Origin of the sequence: Lysobacter sp. BMK333-48F3, from assembly GCF_019733395.1 — a bacterium.
GTDB lineage: Bacteria > Pseudomonadota > Gammaproteobacteria > Xanthomonadales > Xanthomonadaceae > Lysobacter.
On sequence record NZ_JAIHOO010000001.1, the window covers coordinates 1,371,711 to 1,389,464 of the forward strand.

Consider the following 17,754-nt stretch of genomic DNA (forward strand, 5'->3'; position numbering starts at 1 on the left):
AACGCGGGTGTGCGCATCGACTGAACGCGCGACGCCGTCGCGAAGCGGAGCGAACCGGGACCCGCGCCGCGATGCGTGCGGCGGTATCGCGATCGGCGAGCGCCGGCCGCAGCCGCAGCGGCGCATGCGCACCTGGTCGCTCGCCGCCGATGCCGCCGACGGCGGTAAGCGCGGCTGCGGCGCCGACATCGGCACCGCAGCCGCGCGCCGGTTCGGGCGCTTCGGGTTACGGAATCACGCCGCCGAAATAGGTCGACACCTGCGGCCAGATCAGCGAGATCTTGGCGCCGGAATTGAAGCAGCCGCCGAAGTGGTGCAGCGCCAGCACCTTGCCGCTGGAGCGCGCGATCACCGGCGAGCCCGAGCTGCCGCCTTCGGTGTCGCAGTAATAGCCCACGTCGCTGTTGGGCGCGTTGCCGGTGACGCTGGGCGCATCGACCCGGCACTTGCCGCCGCTGTTCTGGGTGTCGGCGATGCTGAGCTCCTTCATCCGCCCGCCCGGGTGGCCGGCGATGAAGATGCCTTCGTTGGCCACCGCCGCGCGCGGGTCCAGGCCGAGGTAGCCGAAGCTGGAGATGTTGGCGAAGTTCTTCACCGTGAACAGCGTGTAGTCCAGGGTGGTGTTGGTCTTCAGCATCTGGTCGCCGGCGACCTTGGTCACCGTGGCCTGGGCGCCGGTGCAGGTGCTGCGCTGGTAGTTGAACCAGAACTCGGCGCCGGCCACGCCGGCGGCGGTGCTGATGCAGTGGTTGTTGGTGAACATGCGGTTCTGCGCGCCCACCCGCCAGGCGGTGCACAGGCTGCCGCCGCTCATCACCGCGCGCGCCACCGGCTTGGAGCGGGCGTAGGCGAACGCATCGCTGGTGACGTAGCAGGCCGCGGCCCGCTTGTTGTCGGTGCCGCAGATCGACTTGCCGCCGACGTCGGTGCCGAGCAGGCCTTCGTTCTGCAGCTCCGGCAGCATGTCCTCCGGATAGCCTTCCAGATAGCGCGAAACCTTGATCCCGTGATCGGCGCGCCACGGCTCGCGCGCGACGCCGACCAGGCGCAGCACCGCGACCGGGCCGGAGATCGACATCGCCGAGAAGCGGGTCTTGCCGTCTTCGCCGAGCTCGGCGGCGACGGTGTGGCCGTCGCGGCGGTCGGCGCTGTAGCGGTACACCTCGCGCCCGTCCGGGCTGGCCACTTCCAGGGTGACGCCGGCCGGCAGCGAGAAGTGTTCGAAATGCACCTTGATGAAGGATGCATCGGGGGTGCGGATCTCCACCGCCTTGGCGCCGGCGTCGACGCCGGCGCGGCCGACGCGGCCGGGCTGCGCGCCCAGTTGCAGATCGACGGCGCGCACGTCGGCGATCTTGATCGGCGCGGGCGCGGTCTGCGCCGCGGCCGGCAGCGCCAGCCCGAGGGCGGCGGCGAGCAGGGCGGGGGCGAGCAAGCGGGAAACCGGCTGGTTCGGCAGTCCGTGGTTCATTCGCGAATCCTCCTGTGGCGTGGTGGCGCGAAGGCAACGTGGAAGCGTGCGGGCGCGCGCCGTCGCGCCGCACCGGGACGGTCGGCGGACGAGCGTGGCGGTTGCTGCGCCGTGGGTGATCGGATGGCGCACGGCCCGGGTCGGCCGTGCGCGGGCGACCTTGGCAAATGCGGCCACGGCAAACCGTGACCGCGGTAGGCTCCGCGGCGCGCGAGCGCGGACGCATCGCGGAACCTTGATAGCCGGCTCAACCCGACTGTGGCGCGGGTAAGCGGCGTTCAGCACGCCGGGCGCGGCCGATCCCACGATGCGGCAGGACAGCAATGCGCAAGCCGGTGGCGGTGCGGCGCGGACCTGCAGCGATAGCGGAGCGCAGCGCCGCACCGAGGCATGGCGCTGAAGTCTGTGGATGCCCGCCTGCGCGGGCATGACGGCCTGAAGGAACTCGCCAACACCCTCCACGACCGCGGCGGAACTCACCTGCCGTCATCCCCGCGAAAGCGGGGATCCAGGGCTTCGTCCAGGCATGGCGCTGAAGTCTGTGGATGCCCGCCTGCGCGGGCATGGCGACTTTGGGGGACTCGCCAACACCCTCCACGACCGCGGCGGAACTCATCTGCCGTCATCCCCGCGAAAGCGGGGATCCAGGGCTTCATCCAGGCATGGCGCTGAAGTCTCTGGATGCCCGCCTGCGCGGGCATGACGACTTGGGGGACTCGCAAACACCATCCACGACCGCGGCAGAACCCACCTGGCCTCATAGCGGCCCCAAGCCGCGCCCCAACCGTCGCGCCCAAAGTCGCATTCCCGCCCCGACCCGCTTGCAGCGGCGAAGCCGTAAACTCGGCCGGTCCATCCACCCCGGCGCCGCGTCCTTGATCCCAGGCTGGATCCTGCTGTTGGTATCGGCCGGCTACGTCGGCCTGCTGTTCGCGGTCGCCTACTACGGCGACCAGAGCGAACGCACGCCGCGCGCGCGCTGGCTGCGCACGGCCGTCTACTCGCTGGCGCTGGCGGTTTACTGCTCTTCGTGGACGTTCTACGGCGCGGTCGGCACCGCCTCGCGCACCGGCCTGGGTTTCCTGCCGATCTATCTCGGCCCGCTGCTGATGCTGGCCTTCGGCTGGCGCATCCTCGAACGCCTGGTGCTGATCTCCGGCGAGCACCGCATCGTCTCGATCGCCGACTTCCTGTCCTCGCGCTACGGGCGCGCGCCCGGGCTGGCCGCACTGGTCGCGGCGGTCGCGCTGACCGCGGCGGTGCCGTACGTGGCGCTGCAGTTCAAGGCGGTGGCGATGAGCGTGGAGGTGCTGGCCGGGGTGCCGGCCGATCGCGGCCTGCTCGCCGACCCGGCGTTCTACGTGGCGATGATGCTGGCGGTGTTCGCGATCCTGTTCGGCACCCGCCGCATCGACGCCACCGAGCACCACCACGGCATGGTCCTGGCGGTGGCGCTGGAATCGCTGGTCAAGCTGCTGGCCTTCATCGCCATCGGCGTGTTCGCGCTGATCCACCTGCCCGGCGACGGCAGCCTGGCCCAGCGCATCGGCGATGCCGCCCACATCGTGATCCAGCCGGGCCTGCCGGCCGGCTTCGTCACCCAGACCCTGCTCGCCTTCACCGCGATCGTCTGCCTGCCGCGCCAGTTCCACGTCGCCGTGGTCGAGTGCCAGGACCCCAACGACCTGCGCCCGGCGCGCTGGCTGTTCGGCGGCTATCTGCTGCTGATCACCTTGCTGGTGGTGCCGATCACCCTGACCGGCGAATCGCTGCTGGCCGCCAGCGGCGTCTCGCCCGACACCTACGTGCTGGCGCTGCCGTTGCAGCTCGACCGCCAGGCCTTGGCGCTGGCGGTGTACATCGGCGGCTTCTCGGCCGCGACCGGCATGGTCATCGTCTCCAGCGTCGCCTTGTCGACGATGGTCAGCAACGACCTGATCGTGCCGCTGCTGCTGCGCAGCGGCGCGCTGCGCGACAGCGCCGGCCTCGACCGCCAGGTGCTGTGGGTGCGCCGCCTGACCATCGTCGCCCTGGCCCTGATGGCCTACGCCTATCACCGCGGCTCGCTCGGCGCCAACGGCCTGGCCCAGCACGGCCTGCTCGCCTTCGCCGCGGTCGCCCAGTTCGCGCCGGCGCTGATCGGCGGCCTGTACTGGCGCGGCGCCAGCCGCGCCGGCGCGCTGGCCGGCCTGATCGCCGGCGCGTCGGTGTGGAGCTACACCCTGCTGCTGCCGGCGCTGGCGCGCGGCGGCTGGATCGGCGGCGACTGGCTGCCGACCGGTCCGCTCGGCATCGCCTGGCTGCGTCCGGAGCAATTGTTCGGCCTGGTCGGCTGGGACGGGCTGACCCACGGCACGTTCTGGTCGCTGCTGGCCAACATCGGCGCCTTCCTGTTCGTTTCCGCGCGGCAACGGCCGCGGCTGCAGGAGCAACTGCTGGCCGCGTCGTTCCTCGACCCCTACGTGCGCCGCCCGGCGCTCGGCCCCGGCGGCTGGGCCGGCAGCGTGCGCAGCGGCGACCTGTTGGCCCTGGCCGAGCGCATCGTCGGCGAGCGCCACGCCCGCCGCGCGTTCGAGGACTACGCCCAGCAGCAGGGCCGCGAATGGCAGCCAGAACAACTGGCCGACCGCGCCCTGGCCCAGTTCACCGAACGCCTGCTGGCCGCGGCGATCGGCGCCGCATCGGCGCGCCTGACCCTGACCAGCGCGCTGCGCGGTTCCGGCATGGAACTGGGCGAAGTGGTCGCCCTGCTCGACGAGGCCAACCAGGAGCTGCGCTTCAACCGCCAAGTGCTGTCGACCACCCTGGAAAACATCAGCCAAGGGGTCAGCGTGGTCGATCCGGAGATGCGCCTGGTGGCCTGGAACCGACGCTACCAGGAACTGCTCGACTACCCAGACGGCATGCTCTACGTCGGCCGGCCGGTCAGCGACCTGATCCGCTGGAACGCCGAGCGCGGCGAGCTCGGCCCCGGCGACATCGACGACCAAGTGCGGCGCCGCCTCGCCCACCTGCGCGCCGGCGCGCCGCACGTATTCGAGCGCGTGCGCGCCAGCGGCCAGGTGATCGAGATGGTCGGCCGGCCGCTGGTCGGCGGCGGCTACGTCACCAGCTACAGCGACGTCACCGACTACAAGCGCGCCGAACAGGCGCTGCGCGAGGCCAACGAAACCCTGGAGCAGCGCGTCGAACAACGCACCCAGGAGGCCGAGTCGGCGCAGCAGTCCAAGACCCGCTTCCTGGCCGCGGTCAGCCACGACGTGCTGCAGCCGCTCAACGCCGCGCGCCTGTTCACCACCGCTCTGCGCGAGAGCGCCGACCCCGGCGAGCAGCGGCGCCTGGCCGAACGCGTCGACGCCTCCTTGCGCGCCGCCGAGGACCTGCTCGACGGCCTGCTCGACATCTCGCGCCTGGATGCCGGCGCCCTGCGTCCGGAACTCAGCGACTTCGACGCCGGCGAACTGCTGCGCGAGCTGGCCGCGCAGTACGCGCCCAGCGCCGCCGGCCGCGGCCTGGAACTGCGCGTGCGGGTGGCCCGCGATTCGATGCCGGTGCGCAGCGACCGCCGCCTGCTGCGCCGCGCGCTGCAGAACTTCCTCGCCAACGCCTTGCGCTACACCCGCGAGGGCGGGGTGCTGATGGCGGCGCGCGCGCGGCCCAGCGACGATCCGTCCCGGCCGGGCGATGTCGAACTGCAGGTCTGGGACACCGGCCCCGGCATTCCCGAGCATCACCTGGAGCAGATCTTCGACGAGTTCCGCCGCTTCGATCAGCCCGGCGGCGGCGGCGAACGCGGGCTCGGCCTGGGCCTGTCGATCTGCCAGCGCATCGCCCGCACCCTCGACCACCCATTGCGGGTGCGCTCGCAGATCGGCCAGGGCAGCGTGTTCTCGATCGCCGTGCCCTGCGGCCAGACGCCTCGCGCCGCGGTCGCCGCCGGCAACGCCCACACCGCGCTGGGCGACTCGCTGGCCGGCCTGCGCGTGCTGTGCATCGACAACGACCGCGAGATCCTCGACGGCATGCGCGCCCTGCTCGACCGCTGGGGCGCCAACGCTCTGCTCGCCGCCACCGTCGACGACGCCCTGGCCCTGCTCGAGCACAAGCCCGACGTGGCCCTGGTCGACTACCACCTGCACGATCGACTCGACGGCCTGGCCGCGATCGATGCCCTGCGCGAACGCCTCGGCGCGCCGCTGCCCGCGGCGCTGCTGACCGGCGACGGCAGCGACGCGCTCAAGCTGGCCGCGCGCGAACGCGGCTGCCGGGTGCTGACCAAGCCGATCAGGCCGGCCTCGCTGCGCGCGTTCCTGGCGGCGCAGCGGCAGGCGCCGCAAGCCTGATCGCGCCCACATTGCCGACGTGACCCGGGTCACCTAAGCTGGCCGCACCCGCGCCATCCAGGGACGCGATCGCGGGCCGGCGCGGCGGCATGCCCGACGGCGTCCCATCACGGAAGATTCAAAAGGGGACAACTTGATCATGCGCAGACGCTTGCTTTGCGTCCTGGCCGCGTTCGCGCTGGCCGGCACCGCCTTGCCCATCGCCGCCCAGGATTCCGGCGCCGATGCGGTCGCCAACCTGGCCTGGAAGCTCGGCCCGACCCGCGGCGCGATCGCCGACAAGGCGACCATCCAGGTGCCCGACGGCTACGCCTTCCTCGATGCCGCCGGCACGCGCAAGCTCAACGAGCTGCTGCACAACCCGCCGACCGACACCGACGAGTACACCCTCGCGCCCAAGAACCTGGAGTGGTTTTCTTTCTTCCACTACAACGACATCGGCTACGTCAAGGACGAAGAGTCGCTGGATGCCGACGCCATCCTCGACTCAATCCGCGAAGGCACCGAGGAAGGCAACGTCGAGCGCCGCAAGCGCGGCTGGGAGACGATGAAGATCGAAGGCTGGAGCGTCAAACCCCAATACGACAAGACCAGCCACAACCTGGAATGGGCGGTGCTGGCCTCGACCTCCAACTCGCCGGACAAGATCGTCAACTACAACACCCGCCTGCTCGGCCGCCACGGCGTCACCGAAGCGATCCTGGTCGCCGACGCGGCCGGCCTCGACCAGGCCGTCGGCCAGTTCAAGCAACTGGTTCCCGGCTACGCCTTCAACGACGGCGAGAAGTACAGCGAGTTCAAGCCCGGCGACCACGTCGCCGAGTTCGGCCTGGCCGCGCTGATCACCGGCGGCGCCGCCGCGGTGGCGAGCAAGAAGGGCGTCTTCGCCGCGATCGGCCTGTTCCTGGTCAAGGCCTGGAAGCTGGTCCTGGTCGGCCTGGTCGCGATCGGCGGCGCGATCGCCAAGCTGTTCGGGCGCAAGAAGGACTCGTCGCAGGAATGAACCTGCCCTCGGTCGAGCTGCTGCTGGTGCTCGGCGTGATCGGGTTCTACCTGCAGGATTCGGCGATGCTGCTGCACTACGACGAGATCGTCGTGGTGCAGCGCGGCCGCGGCTGGGCCGCGTCGGTCGGTTCGGCCGCGCAGACCGGCGGGCGCTATCTGTACCTGCCCAACCCGCTGCGCCCCGACGCCGCCGTGTTCCGCAGCAGTTGGCTGCGCGGCGACGCGCCCGCGGCGGGCGAGCATTGGCCCGGCTTGGCCCATTTCGTCGCCGCGCTGCGCGGCTTCCGCATCCACTGCCTGCTGTTGTCGTGCCTGCTGTTCCTGGCGCTGCCGCTGCTGCTGTGGCGGTTTCCACACCCGCTGGCGATGCTGGCCTTGGCCGCGGGCATCTACGCCACCACCTTGCTGATCGGGCTGCGCCTGTGGCGCTATCGCGACGTGCTGGAGCTAAGCGGCCGCCAGGCGCTGTCGCTGGCGTTCGAACTGCTGTGCTGCCCGCCGCATGCGGTCAACGTCGTGCGCCGGCTGTGCGCCAGGCGCGGCCTGCGCGGCGATGCCGTCGAGGCGGCGCGGCGGTTGCTCGCCCCGCCGCAGCGGCGGCCGCTGGCCGACCAGGTCGGCGAGCGACTGGCGATGGCGATGGATTTCCATGGCGACGGCGCGCCCCTGCTCGCCGCCCGGCAACGTTGGGAGCGTTTGCGATGACCTCCACCGAATTCATCGTCATCGTCGGCGGCCTGGTCCTGGGCTACTGGCTGGTGTCGGTGGTCTGGCCGCTGCTGCGCGACCGCGGCGAACCCGCGCCCGGCCCGGCCCTGTTCGATCCGGACCCGCCCTGGCACCAGGTGCTCGGCACCCACGCCGACGCGGACCGCAGCACCGTCGATGCGGCCTATCGGGCCAAGCGCGACGAATACTCGCCCGAACGCCTCGCCGCTCTCGGCCGCGACGCGCGCCGTCAGGCCCAACTGCGCATCATCCAGATCGACCGCGCCTATGCGGCGGCGATGCGCGAGCTGGGGTTGGGGCGTGGGGATGGCGGCGACGATGCCGATAGGTGAATCGTCGGTGCAGAACGGATGAAATCGTATTTTCTGGAAGGCGTTCGCGGCCGCGCCGAAACCGAGGCGGCATTGAGCGAGCTGTTGCCGGGACAGACCGATCCGTGGATCCTCTGGCACGTGCCCGGCGATCCCATCGCCTATCTGTCCATCGGCGAGGAACGCAACGCGCTGTACGTGCAGGCCGATATCAGCGGCCGTCATTGCCGCCAGGACGACACCGTCGTCGACGTGCTGCGCGAGCTGCAACGCCGGGTCGGCGGTATCGTCGGGCGCGACTGAAGCCGTCGGCCGCTGGCATAGCAGACCGCGCCTCAGGGCAAAGCGCGGATCCGGATATTGCGGTACGCCACTTCGTCGCCGTGGTCCTGCAGGCCGATCGCGCCGCGGCGCGCGGCGGCGAATTCGGGCCAGTCCTTGAACTTGCTGCGCGCCAGGCGCGCGTTCCAGTCCGGCGAGCCGATCCGGAACGCGGCGACGCGGGTGTCGTTCAGCCAGTGCTCGACCGCGTCGCCGCGCACGACGATGCGGCTTCGGTTCCATTGCCCGGCCGGCTTCGCCGCATCGTCCCGGCTCGGCGGATACAGACCGTACAAGGCGCCGGCGTGGCGGTCGGGGCCGTTGGCCGCGTCGGGATGGCGGCGGTCGTCCAGCACCTGGTACTCCGGCGCGCTGCGGTAGATCGGCTGGGCGCTTTCGACCGCGCGATAGAAGATGCCGCTGTTGCCGCCGGCTGCGATCTTCCACTCCAGGCGCAGCTCGAAGTCGGCGTAATCGCGGTCGCTGACCAGGTCGCCGCCTTCGCCGCTGCGCACCAGGGCGCGGTCGGCCACTCGCCAACCGCGCACCGGCTGGCCGCGACGACCGTAGTTGTGCCAGCCGCGCAGGCTGCGTCCGTCGAACAAGGTTTCGAAACGCTGGTCGCGCGATTCGATGCTTGCCGCGCGCGGGCGCTCGCCCGCGCCGACGGTGGCCAGGCCCAGGGCAAGAATCGATGCGGCAAGCAAGCAGCGATGCACGGGCGCCTCGAAAGAAGAGAGCAGGAGCGAGGAATCATCCTCGCCGCGTTGCGGCTGCCGGACAAGTGCGTGGCGCGCGGCAAGCATCGCGGTCGCGACGCGTCCATCGCAGTCGGCAGCGCGCAAACAGCCTCGGTCGGCGCGCATGGCGCAGCGCGCCGGCCGGCCAGCGCGGCCCGCTCGCTTGTCTGGCCGCTTGCCCGATAAACGCCGGCCGCAGCTGAACCGTTCACCGGCGAGCTGAACCCCGCATGGCGGCGGGCGTTTTCGGTCTTGAGATCGCTGCCCGGCATCCGCACCATTAGCCGCGGATGCCTGGCCATTTCGCGTTGCGACGGATAGCGACGAATCGACCGCAGGGACCTCAAGCGCCGGCGTCCACTTCCGTTTGCCTTGCCGCGGGCCGCAGTCAGCCGGCGCGGCTGCGTTTGGCTGCGCTCAGCCGCCCTGCCAGGACACCGAGGCCTGCTCCGGCGTCAGGCGCAGTTCGAAGCCGAACGAAAAGCCCGGCCCGGGTTCCAGCGGCCCGACGATGACGACCGTGCCCGCCTCGCCGTGCGCGGCCTGGTCCTGCATAGGTTGGTCTTGCGCCGCGCGGATCGCCTTGCCGACGTAGGCGGCCTCGGCCGGCGACCAATAGGTTTCGATCGCCGCCAGCAATCGCCCGATCGCCTCGCTGGTCGAGGGCGCGCGGCGCGCCATGGCGTAACGCAGGCTCACCGTGGTGCCCAGATCGGCGCAGCCGCCGTAGGCCACGCTGACCGTGTCGCCGTTGCGCGCTCGCCAGGTCGCCGTGTTCCCGTCCGCATCGAGCCGGCCGCCGCGCATGCGCGCCGCGGCTTCGCGCATGCGCTGCGTCTGCGCTTGCTGGTCGAACGTGCAGTCGTCGGCAGCGGCCGCTTGCGCCGATGCCTGGCCGATACAAAAACCCAGACCCGCGAAGATCGCCGCGATCTGCAGCAACTGCCGGCTCCTGTGGCGCAGCCGGGCGCATGTCGTCGTCATTCGTCCCCCTCGCGCCGCCGCAGCAAGCCGCAGGGCCGGCCGCCGTCGCGCGGCGATGCGCAAATTGTACGGACCGGCGCGGCCCGCGGATGCGCGTCGATCGGGCAAAGCGCCGCGTCGCCGCAGCCGACCGTCGGCCGGACACGCGGAGGCTAAGCGGCGCGCCTGCCTAGTCCGCCTCTTCCGGCGGCGGCACGATCGCGCCCGGATCCAGGGCCAGGCGGCCGGCGATCAGCACCGCCTGGGTGCGGTTGTTGGCGCCGAGCTTGCGTAGGATCGCAGTGACATGCGCCTTGACCGTGGCCTCGGACACGCCCAGCTCGTAGCCGATCTGCTTGTTGAGCAGGCCGGCGCCGAGCATCTGCAGCACCCGGAACTGCTGCGGGGTGAGGTCGCGCAATCGGTGCGCGGCATCGTGCTCCTCGGCATTGGCGGCCGGCGCGGCGATCGCCGCGGCCGGCGCCCAGCGGTCGCCGTCGAGCACGGTGGTCAAGGCTTCGCCCAGGGTCGCGGCATCGACCGATTTGGGGATGAAGCCGACCGCGCCGTGATCCAGCGCACGGCGCATCGTCGCCGGCTCTTCGCGCGCCGACACCACCACGATCGGCAGCTGCGGGTGCAACGCGCGCAAATGCACCAGCGCGCTGAAGCCCTGCGCGCCGGGCATGTTCAGGTCGAGCAGCAACAGGTCGGCGTCGGATTCGGCTTCGACCAGGGCGTACAGCGCGTCGACGTTATCGGCCTCGCGCAGGGCGGCGTCGGGCAGTACTCGTGCGACCGCGCCGCGCAGGGCTTCGCGGAACAGCGGATGGTCGTCGGCAATCAGCAGGGTCGGCATGAGGGAGGGCCTGGGCTGGGGTGCGGCGCTGCGGACGACGTGCATGGGAGGAATCTTACGTCCTGTCGGGGGCTCGTCCGCTATTGGACGATGGGTGAAGTCGGGTGAAGTGCAGGTGTGCAACCGTATGAACCCCGTCTCACAACCCCGGCCCGGCGCTTGCGTGGGGGGCTCAGTGCAGCCGAGCAGCGGCTGTGGCATCTGCTGCGGCGCAAGCAGCTGCTGGGCGTTCAGGTGTATCGACAGAAGCCCTTGCTGGGGTATGTGGCGGATTTTTACGCGCCTGCGGCGGGGCTGGTGATCGAAGTCGATGGTTCGCAGCACACGACCGCGTCGGGTTTGGCCGCCGACGCGAGGCGCACTGCGGATCTGGAGGTGCTGGGGCTACGAGTGATCCGGTTCGACAATCTGCAGGTTCTCAAGGAGACGACGGCGGTGATGGAGGAGATTTATCGGGTGATGCAACAGCGGCTGGCGGAGAGGACGGGAACCGGAAGTTGAGAGCCAAGAGCCAAGAGCAAATCCCCCCTGCCCCCCTTTTTCAAAGGGGGGAACAGCAGCAGCGACGGCAGCACGCATTGCGGCGGCTGACAGCCGACAGCCGATGCCCGATGCCCGATAGCGGATAGCGGATAGCGGATAGCGGACCCAGCAGACTACGAGCACTTAACGCCCCAACCTACCGATTCCCCCCTTTGAAAAGGGTCTTAGGAAGCAAAGCTGCCTCATAACGCAGCTATCTTCCTGAAATGAATAAGAAAAATAGGTACTACAGCCGTTCGAAAATCAGCGAGGCCCGATTTCGGGCCCTCGTGCGCTGCTGGGCCCTGGACCTGACCGCGACCAGCACCGCGCAACTGACCGGGTTGAGCGTGCGATCGGTCAACTCGATCTTCCTTGCCTTGCGTCGTGCCATCGCCACCGAATGCGAGCAGCATTCGCCGTTCACCGGCCAGGTGGAAGTCGACGAATCCTTCTTCGGACCGTGGCGCGTGCGCGGCAAACGCGGCCGCGGCGCCGGCAAGAAAACCATCGTCTTCGGCATGCTCAAACGCGGCCAGCACGTCTACACCCAGATCGTCCCCAACTGCAAAACCGCCACGCTTCAGGCCTTAATTCGTGGGCATATTCGCCTGGAGAGCGAAATCCTCTCCGACTGTCTGTCCAGCTACGACGGCCTGGTCGACCTGGGCTATGCCAAGCACTGGCGCATTCGCCACAGCGGCAATCATTTCGCCGAGGGCGACAACCACATCAACGGCATCGAGAGCTTCTGGAGCTTCGCCAAGCGGCGCCTGGCCAAATTCAACGAGGTGCCCAAGGCCACCTTCTACCTGCACCTGAAGGAGTGCGAGTTCCGCTTCAACCACCGCCACGAAGACCTCTACCGGGCGACCCTCAAGTTGCTACGATCCAACCCACTCTGAGGGGCTGTTTGCTTCCTAAGACCCTTGAAAAAGGGGGGCCAGGGGGGATTTGCTGTTGCTGTTGCTGTTGCTCTTGCGAGAGCCCTACCTCACCGCCCCAACCGCTCGCTGACCAGGTTCTCGACCACCGACGGATCGGCCAGCGTGCTGGTGTCGCCCAGCTGGTCCGGCGCGTTCTCGGCGATCTTGCGCAGGATGCGGCGCATGATCTTGCCCGAGCGCGTCTTCGGCAGGCCCGGCGCCCACTGCAGATGGTCCGGGGTGGCGATCGGGCCGATTTCCTTGCGCACCCAGGCCACCAGTTCCTTGCGCAGGTCCTCGCTGGAGGCTTCGCCGGCGATCAGGGTCACGTAGGCGTAGATGCCCTGGCCCTTGAGGTCATGCGGGAAACCGACCACCGCCGCTTCGGCGACCTTGGGGTGCGAGACCAGCGCGCTCTCGACTTCCGCGGTGCCGATGCGGTGGCCGCTGACGTTGATGACGTCGTCGACCCGGCCGGTGATCCAGTAGTAGCCGTCGGCGTCGCGGCGGCAGCCGTCGCCGGTGAAGTAGTTGCCCGGGTAGGTCTTGAAATAGGTTTCGATGAAGCGCGCATGGTCGCCGTACACGGTGCGCATCTGGCCCGGCCAGGAATCGGTCAGCACCAGGTTGCCCTCGGCCTCGCCTTCGAGCACGCCGCCGTTGGCGTCGACCAGGGCCGGCTGCACGCCGAAGAACGGCTGGGTCGCCGAGCCCGGCTTGAGGTCGGTCGCGCCGGCCAGCGGGGTGATCAGGATGCCGCCGGTCTCGGTCTGCCACCAGGTGTCGACGATCGGGCAGCGCGCATCGCCCACCACATCAAAGTACCAACGCCAGGCCTCGGGGTTGATCGGCTCGCCGACCGTGCCGAGCAGGCGCAGCGAACTGCGCGAAGTCTTCTTCACCGGCTCGTCGCCGTCGCGCATCAGCGCGCGGATCGCGGTCGGCGCGGTGTAGAAGATCGTCACCTGGTGCTTGTCGATCACGTTCCAGAACCGCGACACGTCCGGATAGTTCGGCACGCCCTCGAACACCAGCGCGGTGGCGCCGTTGGCGAGCGGGCCGTAGACGATGTAGCTGTGGCCGGTGACCCAGCCGACGTCGGCGGTGCACCAGTAGACGTCGTCCTCGCGCAGATCGAACACCGCCTCGTGGGTGAAGCTGGCGTAGGTGAGGTAGCCGCCGGTGGTGTGCAGCACGCCCTTGGGCTTGCCGGTGCTGCCTGAGGTGTAGAGGATGAACAGCGGATCTTCCGCGTTCATGCGCTCCGGCTCGCAGCTGTCGGGCTGGCCTTCCACGACCGCGTCGTACCAGCGGTCGCGCGGCATCTGCATGTCGACCGCGGCGCCGGTGTGGCGCACCACCAGCACGGTCTCGACCGAGTTGGTGCCGGGCAGCTTCAGCGCCGCGTCGACGTTGGCCTTGAGCGGAATCTTCTTGCCGCCGCGCAGGCCTTCGTCGGAAGTGATGACCAGCTTGCTGGCGCAGTCGGCGATGCGGTCGGCGATCGAGTTCGGGGCGAAGCCGCCGAACACCACCGAGTGGATCGCGCCGACCCGGGCGCAGGCCAGCATCGCCACTACCGCTTCGGGAATCATCGGCAGATAGATGGTAATGCGGTCGCCCTTGCCGACGCCGAGCTTGCGCAGGGCGTTGGCCAGGCGGCAGACCCGCGCGTGCAGTTCGCGGTAGCTGATCCGCTCGGCCGGCAGGCTCGGGTCGTCGTGCTCGAACAGCAAGGCGGTCTTGTCGCCGCGCTGCGCCAGATGCCGGTCCAGGCAATTGACGCTGGCGTTGAGTTCGCCGTCCTCGTACCACTTGATGCGGAAATCGGCGAGGTCGTAGCTGACGTTCTTGATCTTGGTCGGCGCCTTGAACCACTCCAGGCGCTGGGCGATACGTCCCCAGAAACCCTCGGGGTCGTTCACCGACTCGGCGTACAGGCGCTGATAGTCCTCGCGCCGGTAGCGCGACTTCGCGGCGAAGTCGGCATCGATCGGGTAGACGCTGGCGGGGTGGGTCATGGGGGGCTCCGAAAGGCTGGCGGTAGCGATGCAGACGAGCGTTATAGCCGACCCGGCGCGGATCGTGTCTTGCCCGGCCGGTCGGGTGGCCGCGGCGCTCGTCGCGGCTCGCGGTACGGCCCCGCGCGCGCGCGCGAGGGCCGCCAGTTTGCCGCATTCAGTACCTGCGCCGCTGCGACGACGGTTTAGACCTTGGTCGTAAATGGTTTGCTGACTGCGTCGTGTTACGACCAAAGGCGAATGGTTGCCTCGCCGGAGCCGCGCGCAGGCTGGCCGCGACCGTCTGCACGGGCGGCATTTCTCGGGAGGGAGTCACGATGTACATGGGGAGTTCTGCCCAAATCACACTACGGCGCGCGCCAGCGCGGCGGCGGCCGTTGGCCGCGGCGCTGCTGGTCGCGCTCGCGCTGCCGGGCCTGGCCTTCGCCCAGACCGCGAAGGAGAAGGAACTGGAAGCGCGCGTCGCCGAACTGGAGCGCATGGTCCAGCAGTTGGTGTCGCAGCAGCAGCAGGTCCAGACCCAGGTCACCGAGGTCAAGGCTGCCCAGGCCGCGGCGCCGGCGGCGATCGCGGCAGCGCCGGCCAAGAACCCCATCCAGTCGAGCACGATCAGTCCCTCGGCCAATCCCGGCACGCGTTTCAGCTACGGCGGTTTCATCAAGCTCGATGCCTCGATCACCCAGACCAACGACGGCGACATCGCCGACGGCTCGGTCGGACGCCTGTTCTACGTGCCCAAGGCGATTCCGGTCGGCGGCGCGGCCACCCGCGAAGGCGGCAGCGACACCGACATGGGCGCCAACTTCTCGCGCTTCTGGTTCGCCGCCGACACCGACCTGGAGAGCGGCGACAAGCTCAAGGGCTATCTGGAATTCGACCTCTACGGCGGCGGCAGCACCGCCTTCACCGGCAGCGAAGTCGCCACCAATACCTATGCGCTGACCCTGCGCCAGGCCTACGTGACCTGGAACAAGTGGCTGGCCGGCCAGGCCTGGTCGAACTTCCAGGACACCGCGGCGCTGCCGGACACGGTCGACTTCCTCGGCCCCACCGAGGGCACGGTATTCGTGCGCCAGGCGCAGTTGCGCTACACCAGCGGGCCCTGGTCGTTCTCGATCGAGAATCCGGAGACGGTCTACACCCCGTTCCGCGGCAACATGGCCCAGATCGCCGGCGACGACGGCGCGGTGCCGGACGTGACAGCGCGCTACACCGCCAAGGGCGACTGGGGCCATTTCAGCGTCGGCGCCCTGGCGCGCCAGCTCAAGTACCAGACCGGCCGCGCCAACGACACCAACAGCGGCTACGGCGTCAGCGTGTCGGGCAAGTGGAACGTCGGCGCCAACGACGATCTGCGCTACATGGTCACCGCCGGCAGCGGCATCGGCCGCTACGTCGGCCTGGCGCTGAGCAACGACGCGGTGCTCGACGCCAGCGGCGATCTGGAGAACATCGACCTGATCTCCGGCTTCGTCGGCTGGCGCCACGTGTTCAGCCCGAAGCTGCGCGGCAACCTGTTCTACTCGCGCGCCGAGTACGACAACGACACCGCCCTGACCGGGCGCGGCATCACCAAGTCGGCGCAGTCCGCGCACATCAACCTGATCTACACGCCGATTCCCAAGCTCGACCTGGGCGCCGAGTACATCTGGGGCCAGCGCGAGATCGAAACCGGCGACCGCGGCGAGATCAACCGTCTGCAGACCCACGTCAAGTACAGCTTCTGACGATCGCGCGGTCGCGGCCGGTCCGGCCGCGACCGTTCGACGACGCGTCCGTTACGACCCCGGCGGGCCCTAGCCCGCTCCAATCCACTGTTCGGGGGAACAGCTCATGTCCAGCACCACCGCCAGCCTTACGTCCCATGCGGCGCCGTTGACCAAGGACCACCGCAAGGTCATCTTCGCCTCCAGCCTCGGCACCGTGTTCGAGTGGTACGACTTCTACCTGTACGGCTCGCTCGCCGTGATCATCGGCAAGCAGTTCTTCGGCGGCCTCAACGACACCAGCCAGTTCATCTTCGCCCTGCTGGCCTTCGCCGCCGGCTTCGCGGTGCGGCCGTTCGGCGCGCTGGTGTTCGGCCGCCTCGGCGACATGATCGGACGCAAATACACCTTCCTGGTCACCATCGTGATCATGGGCCTGGCGACCTTCGTGGTCGGCATCCTGCCCAGCTACGCCACCCTGGGCATCGCCGCGCCGATCATCCTGATCACCCTGCGCCTGCTGCAGGGCCTGGCGCTGGGCGGCGAGTACGGCGGCGCGGCGACCTACGTCGCCGAGCATGCGCCCAACGGCAAGCGCGGCCTGTACACCAGCTTCATCCAGACCACCGCGACCCTGGGCCTGTTCCTGTCGCTGCTGGTGATCTGGGGCTGCCGCAACTACCTGGGCAAGGAAAGCTTCGAAGCCTGGGGCTGGCGCATCCCGTTCCTGTTCTCGGTGCTGCTGCTCGGCGTGTCGGTGTGGATCCGCATGCAGTTGGCCGAATCGCCGTTGTTCCAGCAGATGAAGGCCGAGGGCAAGACCTCCAAGGCGCCGATCACCGAAAGCTTCTTCTCCAAGAACGGCAAGATCGCCCTGCTGGCCCTGCTCGGCGCCACCGCCGGCCAGGCGGTGGTGTGGTACGGCGGACAGTTCTATTCGCTGTTCTTCCTGACCAAGACGCTGGGCATGGATCCGAACAAGGCCGACATCTACATCGCCGTCGCCCTGGCCCTGGCCACCGGCGGATTCATCTTCTTCGGCTGGCTGTCGGACAAGATCGGGCGCAAGAAGATCGTGCTGGCCGGCTGCCTGATCGCGGTGTTTACCTACTTCCCGGTGTTCAAGGCGCTGACCCATAACGTCAATCCGGCCCTGGAAGCCGCAGTGACCGCGTCGCCGGTCGTCGTCACCGCCGATCCGGACCGCTGCGCGTTCCAGTTCGACCCGGTCGGCAAGGCGACCTTCAAGCAGTCCTGCGACATCATCAAGTCGGCGCTGGCCAAGAAGGGCATTCCGTACCAGAACGCGCCCGGCGCGGCCGGCAGCGTGGCCACGGTCAGCATCGGCGGCACCGCCCTGAGCAGCTTCGAAGGCGAGTCGCTGAGCAAGGACGAGTTCAAGGCCCAGTCCGACGCGTTCGGCAAGCAGCTCGGCGATGCGCTCAAGGCCGCCGGCTACCCGGCTTCGGCCGACCCGGCGCAGATCAACACGCCGATGGTGATCGTGCTGCTGACCTTCCTGGTGCTGCTGGTGACCATGGTCTACGGCCCGATCGCGGCCTGGCTGGTCGAACTGTTCCCGACCCGGATCCGCTACACCTCGATGTCGCTGCCCTACCACATCGGCAACGGCTGGTTCGGCGGCTTCCTGCCGTTCACCGCCTTCGCCATCGTCGCCGCCACCGGCAACATCTACAGCGGCCTGTGGTACCCGATCGTGGTCGCGGCGATGACCGTGGTGATCGGCGCGCTGTTCCTGCCGGAAACCAAGGATCGCGATATCACGCTCTGAGCCCGCTGCGCGGGTGCCGCAAAGCGAAACGCCGGCCTTGGGGCC

The 17,754-nt window shown here is 69.3% G+C and carries 14 protein-coding genes; 9 read left to right on the top strand and 5 right to left on the bottom strand.

What is annotated here, in order from left to right; genetic code table 11:
- Positions 1 to 226: 226 nt before the first annotated feature.
- Entirely contained in the window at positions 227 to 1,471 is a 1,245-nt protein-coding gene (locus K4L06_RS05790; protein ID WP_221670498.1) for a serine protease, read from the bottom strand.
- An 875-nt stretch (positions 1,472 to 2,346) separates the two neighbouring features.
- Here K4L06_RS05790 and K4L06_RS05795 point away from each other — a divergent pair.
- The 5 genes from K4L06_RS05795 (at position 2,347) to K4L06_RS05815 (ending at position 8,162) form a co-directional block, all read left to right on the top strand.
- On the top strand, positions 2,347 to 5,814 hold the full coding sequence (locus tag K4L06_RS05795) for a PAS domain-containing hybrid sensor histidine kinase/response regulator (protein WP_221670499.1): 3,468 nt from the start codon (positions 2,347 to 2,349) through the stop codon (positions 5,812 to 5,814).
- A 139-nt stretch (positions 5,815 to 5,953) separates the two neighbouring features.
- Complete coding sequence (locus K4L06_RS05800; protein ID WP_221670500.1) at positions 5,954 to 6,817, top strand: DUF2167 domain-containing protein; 864 nt, start codon at positions 5,954 to 5,956, stop codon at positions 6,815 to 6,817.
- Entirely contained in the window at positions 6,814 to 7,524 is a 711-nt protein-coding gene (locus K4L06_RS05805) for a hypothetical protein (protein WP_221670501.1), read from the top strand. The genes K4L06_RS05800 and K4L06_RS05805 overlap by 4 nt, the downstream gene beginning before the upstream one ends.
- Positions 7,521 to 7,880 carry a hypothetical protein gene (locus K4L06_RS05810; RefSeq protein WP_221670502.1) on the top strand — a complete coding sequence of 120 codons (360 nt, stop codon included), beginning with the start codon at positions 7,521 to 7,523 and terminating at the stop codon, positions 7,878 to 7,880. The genes K4L06_RS05805 and K4L06_RS05810 overlap by 4 nt, the downstream gene beginning before the upstream one ends.
- 18 nt (positions 7,881 to 7,898) lie before the next feature.
- Positions 7,899 to 8,162, top strand: a complete 264-nt coding sequence (locus K4L06_RS05815; RefSeq protein WP_221670503.1) for a hypothetical protein — start codon at positions 7,899 to 7,901, stop codon at positions 8,160 to 8,162.
- Between the two features lie 32 nt (positions 8,163 to 8,194).
- On the opposite strand, the gene K4L06_RS05820 is transcribed toward K4L06_RS05815, so the two are convergent.
- The 3 genes from K4L06_RS05820 to K4L06_RS05830 all read right to left on the bottom strand — a co-directional run bounded on the left by K4L06_RS05820 (position 8,195) and on the right by K4L06_RS05830 (position 10,742).
- Positions 8,195 to 8,899 carry a DUF1080 domain-containing protein gene (locus K4L06_RS05820; protein ID WP_221670504.1) on the bottom strand — a complete coding sequence of 235 codons (705 nt, stop codon included), beginning with the start codon at positions 8,897 to 8,899 and terminating at the stop codon, positions 8,195 to 8,197.
- A 438-nt stretch (positions 8,900 to 9,337) separates the two neighbouring features.
- On the bottom strand, positions 9,338 to 9,967 hold the full coding sequence (locus K4L06_RS05825; RefSeq protein WP_221670505.1) for a hypothetical protein: 630 nt from the start codon (positions 9,965 to 9,967) through the stop codon (positions 9,338 to 9,340).
- A 106-nt stretch (positions 9,968 to 10,073) separates the two neighbouring features.
- The gene (locus K4L06_RS05830; protein WP_221670506.1) at positions 10,074 to 10,742 is read right to left on the bottom strand and encodes a response regulator transcription factor; all 669 of its coding nucleotides are present in this window, start codon (positions 10,740 to 10,742) and stop codon (positions 10,074 to 10,076) included.
- 117 nt (positions 10,743 to 10,859) lie between these two features.
- Between K4L06_RS05830 and K4L06_RS05835 the strand changes: the two genes are divergently transcribed.
- A complete protein-coding gene (locus tag K4L06_RS05835) occupies positions 10,860 to 11,243 on the top strand; it encodes a DUF559 domain-containing protein (protein ID WP_221670507.1) in 384 nt (127 codons plus the stop codon).
- Between the two features lie 248 nt (positions 11,244 to 11,491).
- A complete protein-coding gene (locus K4L06_RS05840; protein WP_221670508.1) occupies positions 11,492 to 12,169 on the top strand; it encodes an IS1595 family transposase in 678 nt (225 codons plus the stop codon).
- Positions 12,170 to 12,258: 89 nt separating this feature from the next.
- On the opposite strand, the gene acs is transcribed toward K4L06_RS05840, so the two are convergent.
- Positions 12,259 to 14,211, bottom strand: a complete 1,953-nt coding sequence (gene acs / locus K4L06_RS05845) for an acetate--CoA ligase (protein WP_221670509.1) — start codon at positions 14,209 to 14,211, stop codon at positions 12,259 to 12,261.
- Positions 14,212 to 14,552: 341 nt separating this feature from the next.
- On the opposite strand from acs, the gene K4L06_RS05850 reads away from it, so the two are divergent.
- The gene (locus K4L06_RS05850) at positions 14,553 to 15,938 is read left to right on the top strand and encodes a DcaP family trimeric outer membrane transporter (RefSeq protein ID WP_221673531.1); all 1,386 of its coding nucleotides are present in this window, start codon (positions 14,553 to 14,555) and stop codon (positions 15,936 to 15,938) included.
- Between the two features lie 106 nt (positions 15,939 to 16,044).
- Positions 16,045 to 17,709: an MFS transporter gene (locus K4L06_RS05855; RefSeq protein ID WP_221670510.1), complete on the top strand. Its 1,665-nt coding sequence runs from the start codon at positions 16,045 to 16,047 to the stop codon at positions 17,707 to 17,709.
- The last annotated feature ends 45 nt before the right edge of the window (positions 17,710 to 17,754 follow it).